Consider the following 8,868-nt stretch of genomic DNA (forward strand, 5'->3'; position numbering starts at 1 on the left):
GCGCGGTGATGCGGCCGGTGAGCAGCTCAGTCATGCCGCACCCACCAGAGACTCACCGGTCCCAGCAGCGGGCCCGGACAAGGGGTCGGGTGGCGCGCAAAGCCCGGCGAGCCGGTCGTAGTCAGCCAGCGGACGACGGGCGACGACGACACCGAGGCCGGGCCGGGCCCCCGGCAGGACCATTGCCGGGTCAGGTTCCGGCGATGGCGAGGTCAGGCGCCGAGCCGGGTCGTCGCCGGCCGAGGTCGTGGTAGCGCGGGTGTGGCCGTCGGGGAGCTCGGCCCAGTGCGCCGGGTTGATGACCATCGCGCCGTGGACCGTCGAGAGCTGGTGTCGGGCCAGTAGCAGCGCGACGCCGTCCGGGCCGTCGGCCGGGAGGCGATATCTGGTTGGCGGCGGCCTTGCGTTCGACCGGGAATCAGCGCGCAACGCCGCCCTCGGCGAAGCAATCGAAAGGTACTGCGGAAATATCCATGTCCGTGAGCCACTGAAATGCAGTCTAGACGAAGCAGCCGAACGCTATGGCGCTGTCATCCACCCTCAGACTGTCGTGCAATTCACCGATGCGCAATACGCTCACACGGAGTTCCCTTTTGTAACCACGAGTAACCATGACTCCATCGATTGGGAACTCGGCCACGATCTTATCACCGGTGAGACTGTAGCAGCCCCAGCTGCCGCTGTTCGCTTGAACTACTATCGATCGCATCCAGACGAGGCACGCAGGACACCTGTCCTCTTACCTGGTATTGCGGCGGGCGTCTCGATCAATCACGCTACCGAATCGGCTCTGCTTGAGCTTTTTGAACGCGACGCGACTGCCCAGTGGTGGATCTGCGGGAGGAAGGCCACTCGTCTGACTTTTGGACCGCGGAGCAAAGTCCCAGAGCTCTGCAGCCTCGATCCTACGGCCGGCGTAGAACTAGACTGGCTTCTCCTCCACGGGCCGTCGAAGATCCCGATCGTTGCGTGCGTTCTGGTTGACACGAGCTTAGCCACACTCCAAGTTGGATTTGCCGCCCGCACCAATATAGAGAATGCAGCATTGAAAGCTGCAGCAGAAGCCTTCCAACTGCGAAGACTAGCCGCACAGGCAATTGACCCGAAGAGCGAACTGTGGAGTGCTGTCGAATCCGAGAGGATCGATTTCCCTTTGCGGAAGTTTCGTGACGATCGTCGGTACAGTCGTACCTTCCGATACGACTGGTCCGATATGACGCAGCTTGTTCACAACCTCCAGTACTACCTAGACCCACATGCGTGCTCCGCTGCATACCGCAAGATTTCGGCTACAGTTGATCACGATCTGCATATAGACGGCACTTATAGTATCAACGAGGACAGCCCAACTGCTGCTAGTGAAGCCGTTCGGCTAGGACTCTTTACATCCGTTTTTGATGTTACGACGAGTGATGCACGGGATGCTGGCTACAGTGTAATTAGGGTGATCGCTCCGCAGCTCGTGGCTAACATGCCAACCGCGTACCCGCCGCTCGGACATCCGACGATCGCGGCATTCCGCGCAGAGCTCAACTTAGCTCCGCTACCCCACAGCTGATCGACGGAGAACAGTGTTGGCAAACACGGCTACCTTTGAGCAGGTACATCGAGAAGTCCTAAAGTGGGTCGGGATCACCGCGCGAACTCGCGGAGGGAGGCTGACAGTCAACATGTGTTCCGGCGATGGAAGCGAGAACATCGTTCTCGCTCATGCATCGCAGCAGCTCATAGCCGTAGAATCTAATCAGCTGATCGCGGAAGACCTTCGCCGAAGCCTCATGAGTAGGAGCATACATAACGCAGACGTGATCGTCGGTGATGCGGCTAACGTCCAACTTCCCACGATGGCAAGCAGCTTCTTCTGTCTATTTGGGCTGCATCACATTCGCTCTGAGTCGATGTTGACCATGAACTGGGTGCTGCAATCCAAACCACACGCGATCTTGGCGACAGTTGACTGGGCATGCTGTGGCAGCCCACATTCAACCGACACTCTATCCGAATTATGGACTTTAGAGGAAGAGCAAGCGACTACCTTCGTCGGCGGAACTGCCCAATCTGGCGAACATAGAGTCGTCCGACGACTGAGAGTGAAGAAGTGAAGTCGACCATCGGAGTCATGATGCGGTCCGGCAAGCTAACGGGAGCTGCCCTCACGGCTGAGCTCCAGGAAGCCCGTGAGGCCTGTATCGATACGATCTGGTTCAGGGATACTCCTCTTTCCGTCGATGGACTGGAAAACGCACGCTATCCGTTCGACCCAATCGTCGCAGGCACATTTGCTGTGCTCCAGGGATTTCGCGAGATTGGGTTCTCTGTTTTAACCGCTGGCTACCGCTCGGAGCTCCAGATCGCGCGGCAAATCTCATCGCTAGTCTGTCTGAGCGAAGCCACCATTCACCTGGGAATCGGACGCGGTGTATTCCAAGAGGTGAACGAGCATCTAGGGTCAACGACGCTCGACCTCGAAAGCTTCGTGATGACGACCAGTTCGACCCTCGACTCTGCGCTCCTGGACGTCGCGAGTGCGGGATCCGATCTCGCTCCCTACAACGAACGAGTAAAATTATATCTGGCTTCGAGTTCCGTTCAGCGTGTCGGAAAATGCTCACCATGGCTTGACGGCTGGATGACGCGTGAAGACTCATTGCCGAACATGCGAGCGAAGATTACTTCTGCTATAGAACTTTCAGGTAAACCGCTCAGCACCGTGCTGTATCTGCGAATCATAGTCGATGAGAATGACGTGAATGCGCCTCCTCGGAACATCCCAGTAGACAGAGATCTTCCCGCAATATGGCTCGGTCAAGCGTCCTTGAACCGGGTACTCGACGCGTACACAAAATGTGGCGTGAATCACTTCATACTGGAATCTGTTACCGGACTGAAAGCCTTGTCGGCTGCGCTTCGACCGATAGGCGACGAGAGTTCGGTGAATCGATGAACACCAACGATCAATTCTACGCTGAACGCCTCGAACGATTCACATCATCGATGCTGGACGGCGGCATCGATATAGTTCTAGTTTGCCGCCACAGCAAGCTCCTTCAGTACTTCAATCAGGCACCGTCGCATGACTTTTCCCTTTATGATGTCGCAACGCGACGTTGGGACCATGATAATGATATGGCACATATGCGGCAGGAGCTTACGACCGCCGTTGTCGGCGTAGAGGCGGCCTCCCTACCACTATTGCAGCTTACTGCTACCGGGCAGCCACGTGATGATCCCGCTGGAGTCCGGTACATTGATGCACAAGTCAGCCAACTGAGGCGACAAAAGGACAACCTTGAGATAGCTACAATAGCGCGTGCGACGCGCGCCATTGCCCACGCTGTCCGATCCGTTGGTGACCACCTCGCTGACCTATCTGAGATAGAGATTGAGTGCTCGATCTATAGGAACATTAGGCAGACTGGAATGGACGGGTGGGCTTTCGATCCGTCCGTGGCTTCTGGCGCCCGAAGCTCCGTGCCCTGGTGCCACCCATCCAATCGCATCCCATCGCCTGGAGAGCCCATAACTATCGATGTTGGCGCTTCGTTGGGTGGTTACGTTAGCGACTTCTGTAGAACGATTATCGCTGGAGGAGTTTCCACGTCTACTTTCGAAAAGGCTCGCCGCGCCGTTAGATCAGCTAAACGTGCTGGCATACAGTTGTGCTTTCCTGGAACCCCGCTCCGCGATATCGCAATGGCGATGGCAGCAGAGATAGAGAATCATGGATTCGCAGTCCCGTCACATGCGCTTGGCCACGGAATCGGTCTTGACCTTCACGAACCTCCTACTGTTTCGGTATCGTCAAAGGAGATTCTCTTTAACCGCACGGTACTGAATATCGAACCAGCCGTATATATTGAACGCTGGGGCGGATACCGCGAAGAGACGACCGTTCTAGTTACGCAGAATGGGCCACAGGTTCTCGCGGATGATTGATTCTTTCAGTTCAACAACCATGATCGAGGAGTCCTAGATGAAGCTGGATCACGTCACCATTGCAGCTAACGATGTGGGCCGTCTCGTCCGCTTTTACACTGCGTTCGCCGATCTTGAAGTTAGCTGGTCGGACGATCGGAAGTTCGCAGAGGTAAGAGGGCCTGGAATCGTGCTCGGTATCATCGATGAGCTGTACCTCGCGGCCTCTGGCGGTCCCAAGTTCGTTGACCAGCAGAACCCCAGATTGGCTCGAAACAAGACAATTACTCAGTGGAGTGTTTCGGATCTCGATCAGTCTGTTTCCACAGCTGAAAGTTCTGGCGGTGAGGTTCTTGTTCGGCCAGTTCTCCTCCCCTGGGGATCTCGCTCAGCATACGTTCTAGATCCCGAGCACAACATGCTCGAAATGTATCAGTGGGTGTAGTTTTGCCGAGCTAGCGTGGCCCTGCATTCGTTGCGATTGTAAGGAGTGGTGTGTTGCTTCCTTGGACTTTCGATGACGTTATTGCATCCAGGACGTCGACTCGCTCTGGACTAGATCGGCCTATCAAAAGTAGCGAGCTTGAGGAGCTCCTAGCTCGATGCATACGTGAGGACGGAAAGTGTGTCCTGCCTACTACAGGTGGCGGTCGGCATGTGCGACTCTTCGTCGTGTGTAGGGCTGTCAGTAGCTGGCCGATGCATATATTCTCGGTGGATCTGACCACGTTCAAGCGGGTGTCGATTCGATTCGACGCCGTGGCTGTAGATGAAGTGCTATCGGAAATCGGCCAGTTCCTAGGTACGACGAATCTTCCGGCAGCAGCGATTCTCGTGTGCCTAGACTGGACCTCGTTCGGCGCCAGCTACGAAGAGTCATGGTCGCGACTCGCCTACGTTGACGCCGGCGGGTGGCTATTTGGCCTTTGGGCCATAGCAACGCGGTTAGGCCTTTCATGTTGTCCATCTTCAGGCGTAGCAACAGCTCAGCGCTATCTTCCTCGTTTCGAGGCGAACTCACTTGACGTCGTCGTAGCTCTGGCAGTTGGGGGTTCGGATGACTGACTACATCGACACTTCTTCTGACACTTACGAAGCGCTGCGCTTATACGAAAGTGCAGACAGTGTGAAACTCACCTGGGCTCGAAGGTCGAGCCTTCGGCTGGTCGAGACAGAAGTTGTTCGACTAGCGCTTAGGGACTACCTGCCTCCCCCGCCCTGTCACGTGATAGATGTCGGATGTGGAAACGGCTTCTGGTCGCTGTACCTTCAGGATCTTGGCTACTTGGTGTCAGGTGTAGATCAGAGCCGTCCTCTCATCTCCGACGCAGTTGCGCGAAGCAAGGGACTCACCGGTGTTGAGTTCTCTTTTGCTGATGCCCGAAACTTGTCGAACTTTTCCGACAACGCCTTTCAGTTCGCATTAGCATTTGGTCCGATGTACGGCCTCCTCAATCAGACAGATCGCATCCAGGCGATGTCTGAAGTTGCTAGAGTTGTCGAGCCGGGCCGGACAGTCCTTGTTGAGATACTGCAGCCCCTAGCTGCCCTCCGTGATCTCATGTGTCGTGCTCCGGATGTAGTCGCTAGTATTGACACCTCCGAGTTGCTGAACAACGGCCGTTTGACGAGTCAGAAAGTCCCTGAGTTCCTTCGGTTAAACCGCTACCTTCAACCTGCTCAAGCCGCTGAAGAACTTCAGATAGCTGGGTTGACCGCACACAGCGTTATCAGGCTCGACGGTCCCGATCCAGTTCTAGGGCAGGAGTCAGCCTCGCGGACGGACAGGGCAAGCATTTTGGAGTGGGCACGTATAAGCTACAGGATTGGTCAAATGGACGAGTATCATAGCTCCTCGTCGCACCTGCTGATTCCATCTTCAGTCGTGTAGCTTCCGGCACATCTTGATCGCGTTGATCGCTTCGTCCGGCTCTGTGCCATATGCTGGTGCCACCTCGACTGGGGTAAACCCGCGAGCAAGGTAGAATGGTGTACCCAGATTGTTACCTTCGATCATATGAACTTGCAGGGTTTGAGCGCCTTGCTCAGTGACAGCGTCGACGAATCTATCAAGAAGCATTGTTCCGATCCCATTTCCACGTTTTTGGGGATCAAGGTAAATTACGTATAGTTCAGCAGTTGACGGCTCCAGAAGTCCGCCCCCAGCTGCACCTACAACCACCCCCTGCTCTTCAGCAACAAGATAGCCGGACCACCCTGGCCACGCGCTGGGGATATCAGATCTGACCTTCTCGACCGTGTAGTAGTTTGAGATCGATCGCGCGATGTATGAACTCGGCAGGAACGACTCGTAGGTTGCTTGGAAAGCAGTTGCGCAGACTTCGGCGATCCGCTCGGCGTCATCGCCTGTTGACTCTCGAACCAAAGTATCCATATGGACTCCTCTAAGCGACTAGAACCGACGGTCACCGTGCACCGTACCCTAGCTCCGGGCCGTAACAGCCTGGCTCAGTCATGTTCGATCGAACGAGTGGTGAGTGATCGTGGAAGCCATTGAGTCAGCCGTCCGCTACGCATCGTCCGCTCACTACGTGCCTCGCCGGCCTAGTGCGAACCGAGGTTGGCGCATCTTCAGTCGGCTAGAGGAAGGACGATCGCACCGCCAGATGTGGGCTCTACATGTGACTACTGGAGAGGAGATACTGCTGTTTAATCTGAACGATTACGTTAAGCAAGGCGGATACGCCCAGGTTGGTGCCATCGCATTATCGAATGATGCGAGGTTTGTGGTATTCGCTCTCGATGATACTGGAGCCGAGGATTTTACTCTACGGTGTCGCGACTTGCGCAGCAACAAAGATATCATTGAGCCCGTATCTGCAGCGTGTCGCGGAGCGGCTATCGATAGTGTTTCAGGTGCTTTTTTCTATACCGTTATGGTCGGATCTGCTCATGTCGTTTATGCTCGGAGGTTTTCTGACCCCGAGAGATTCTACGAGATATATCGGGATGCCGACCCTTCCTACAGTGTTTCTGTTAGTGCTTTAAGATCTACTTCATTTCTCAAGATCGTTTCAAGGTCCATGCTCGGCCGTGAAGTACGAGTACGCGCTGCGGGCGCCGATCTGTCAGACTGGGTGACTCTATGCACAAGATGCTCAACTAAGGAGTTTCTGGTCGAGCACGTAGGCGAGTACCTCATTACTGTAGAGCGAGCAACCAACGGGAGAGTAGTTCTACGGCAGCGTCATCAGTCCGACGCGGAGCGAGTTCTTGCGTCAACGCAAGTCTCTCAGGCCACATCCGTTGACAGCGTCTTAGCGTTCAGTGGGTTCTTAGCACTAAGTGCCCGCATACATGGATTCGCCAGAATTCTCTCGTTTGACCCACAATCGCGAGCTCTTGCGGAGCTAGTCAGAACTAGCAATGGGCATTGTTGGTTAGTCCCAGACAAGGAGTACTTCAGCGACTCCGTGACTGTAGCGTGGTCGAGTTTGTCGCATAACAAGCGGTACATTGATGTGTCAGTTGCAGGCACGGTCGCCAAGTCTCTCAACCTGCCCACATATACAGAAGCGGGAAGCAAGTATGTAGAGTACCGCATCTTTTGCACATCGACCGATGGCACGAATGTCCCTATCTCCATTGCACACCTAAATTCAGACTCTCCCCTCCGAGGCGCAGTTCTTGCCTGCTATGGAGCATACGGTCGTAGCCTGGACGCTACATTCAGTAGCACTAATCGCATCTTGCTCGATCAAGGCTACGCGATCGCTATAGCCCATGTGCGAGGTGGCGGCGAGTTCGGCCCGTCGTGGCATTATTCCGGTTCCCGGAAGCACAAGATCAATGGCGTCCTCGATCTGATTACCGCAGCAAGGTATCTAGTCGATAACGGCTTCTCATTCAATCGGAAGGTCTCAGTTCGCACCGCCTCAGCCGGCGCTTACCTAGCTGCGATGGCAATCAATGTGGCACCGGAACTGTTCGACTCCGTTGTCATGGAGTCGCCATTCCTTGATCCATACAGGTCTATAGAGGAGGGTGATGTCAGCATGGTTGACCTGGACCGAGGCGAATGGTTTGATCATGACGAGTCACTACTAGGCGTGCCGCTCGCTGCTCGGTTATCTCCCGTCGATGAGGTATCCAGCGGTTGCCATCCTGCGATCCTGGTTGTTGCCAGCGACACGGACCGCCGAATCAGCGTTAGTTCGGCCAGGCTGTACCTCGATAATCTTCGACAGGTTTCGGCTGGTGGCCCCTTTGAGTTGTGGAGCGACGCGGAGGCAGGCCACTGGGGACCTTCGACCGGAGACGGCTGGGTCAAGCGTGAGGCTCGTATTCTGAGCTTCATTCTAGGGCACTCAGGAGCTTGATCCGATTCCACGAGTTGCACTTTTCGACAGATTCATGCATGCATGTTTGCCGAAACAATCTAGTGCCGCGTCAGGCAACGTTGGGTAGGTAATTCGGTCTGCGGATCTTGGACTCGGGCGCGAAGTGCCGCTTCGGCCGGGCATGGCGGTTGGCTCAGTTGCTTCGTAGCCGTCGTCGACGCGCTGCGCCGCCAGGTCTTCGAGCTGATGTTCGGCCCGGACTGGACGTCGGGCGTGCCGGCCGCCGTCCACGCCGCGCTGTTGGCCCGCTTCCACGAGCGCTACGCCGACCACTGCGTGCACCTGGCCGACCACGTCGTCTAAGTGTGATGTCCAGGGAGGTTGTCCCGTCCGGGGGCGGTGAGTCTGGCTGACAGACGAAGGCCTCCGGTTGTGAAGTGGAGCTGTCTAGGAACCGCTTCACCCACCGGAGGCCTTCGTGTCCCACGCTAACGCCGCTCTGACCCCGCGCGCCCGGCTGCGGCTCGCTCAACTCGTCGTCGAGCACGGCTGGACCCACACCGCGGCCGCGACAATGTTCATGGTCTCCGCGCGGACCGCCAAGAAGTGGTCCGACCGCTACCGGGCCGAGGGGCCGGCGGGGATGGCCGAC

The 8,868-nt window shown here is 56.2% G+C and carries 9 protein-coding genes; 8 read left to right on the forward strand and 1 reads right to left on the reverse strand.

Annotation, left to right across the window (positions count from 1 at the left end):
• Positions 1-298 precede the first annotated feature (298 nt).
• From FVA95_RS26385 to FVA95_RS34065, 6 genes are all read left to right on the forward strand, one after another.
• Positions 299-1,558, forward strand: coding sequence for a YcaO-like family protein (locus FVA95_RS26385; RefSeq protein WP_149666535.1), 1,260 nt, complete (start codon positions 299-301; stop codon positions 1,556-1,558).
• A gap of 540 nt (positions 1,559-2,098) precedes the next feature.
• Positions 2,099-2,944, forward strand: coding sequence for a hypothetical protein (locus FVA95_RS31070; protein WP_161992461.1), 846 nt, complete (start codon positions 2,099-2,101; stop codon positions 2,942-2,944).
• Entirely contained in the window at positions 2,941-3,936 is a 996-nt protein-coding gene (locus FVA95_RS26390; RefSeq protein ID WP_161992462.1) for a Xaa-Pro peptidase family protein, read from the forward strand. The genes FVA95_RS31070 and FVA95_RS26390 overlap by 4 nt, the downstream gene beginning before the upstream one ends.
• 37 nt (positions 3,937-3,973) lie before the next feature.
• On the forward strand, positions 3,974-4,360 hold the full coding sequence (locus FVA95_RS26395) for a VOC family protein (protein WP_149666537.1): 387 nt from the start codon (positions 3,974-3,976) through the stop codon (positions 4,358-4,360).
• Between the two features lie 50 nt (positions 4,361-4,410).
• Positions 4,411-4,980 (forward strand): nitroreductase family protein, encoded by a 570-nt coding sequence (locus FVA95_RS34060; protein ID WP_368667366.1) that lies wholly within the window; start codon positions 4,411-4,413, stop codon positions 4,978-4,980.
• Positions 4,973-5,806, forward strand: a complete 834-nt coding sequence (locus FVA95_RS34065) for a class I SAM-dependent methyltransferase (RefSeq protein ID WP_149666538.1) — start codon at positions 4,973-4,975, stop codon at positions 5,804-5,806. Before FVA95_RS34060 ends, FVA95_RS34065 begins: the two co-directional genes overlap by 8 nt.
• On the opposite strand, the gene FVA95_RS26405 is transcribed toward FVA95_RS34065, so the two are convergent.
• Positions 5,795-6,310, reverse strand: a complete 516-nt coding sequence (locus FVA95_RS26405; RefSeq protein ID WP_149666539.1) for a GNAT family N-acetyltransferase — start codon at positions 6,308-6,310, stop codon at positions 5,795-5,797. The two genes, FVA95_RS34065 and FVA95_RS26405, sit on opposite strands and share 12 nt — an antisense overlap.
• A 157-nt stretch (positions 6,311-6,467) precedes the next feature.
• Here FVA95_RS26405 and FVA95_RS26410 point away from each other — a divergent pair, with 157 nt between their 5' ends.
• Together FVA95_RS26410 and FVA95_RS26420 are read left to right on the forward strand one after the other, a co-directional pair.
• Positions 6,468-8,255 (forward strand): prolyl oligopeptidase family serine peptidase, encoded by a 1,788-nt coding sequence (locus FVA95_RS26410; RefSeq protein WP_240051750.1) that lies wholly within the window; start codon positions 6,468-6,470, stop codon positions 8,253-8,255.
• Positions 8,256-8,694: 439 nt separating this feature from the next.
• Positions 8,695-8,868, forward strand: a 174-nt coding sequence (locus FVA95_RS26420; protein ID WP_149662471.1) for a leucine zipper domain-containing protein, incomplete at its 3' end; no start/stop codon positions are given.

The sequence above is a fragment of the Pseudonocardia sp. EV170527-09 genome (genome assembly GCF_008369905.1).
Taxonomy (GTDB): domain Bacteria; phylum Actinomycetota; class Actinomycetes; order Mycobacteriales; family Pseudonocardiaceae; genus Pseudonocardia.

Bases quoted from the DNA above. Each gene is read 5' to 3' on its own strand.
- FVA95_RS26385 (WP_149666535.1), top strand. From the start codon at position 299: ATGACCATCGCGCCGTGGACCGTCGAGAGCTGGTGTCGGGCCAGTAGC.
- FVA95_RS26390 (WP_161992462.1), top strand. From the start codon at position 2,941: ATGAACACCAACGATCAATTCTACGCTGAACGCCTCGAACGATTCACA.
- FVA95_RS34065 (WP_149666538.1), top strand. From the start codon at position 4,973: ATGACTGACTACATCGACACTTCTTCTGACACTTACGAAGCGCTGCGC.
- FVA95_RS26395 (WP_149666537.1), top strand. From the start codon at position 3,974: ATGAAGCTGGATCACGTCACCATTGCAGCTAACGATGTGGGCCGTCTC.
- FVA95_RS26405 (WP_149666539.1), bottom strand. From the start codon at position 6,310: ATGGATACTTTGGTTCGAGAGTCAACAGGCGATGACGCCGAGCGGATC.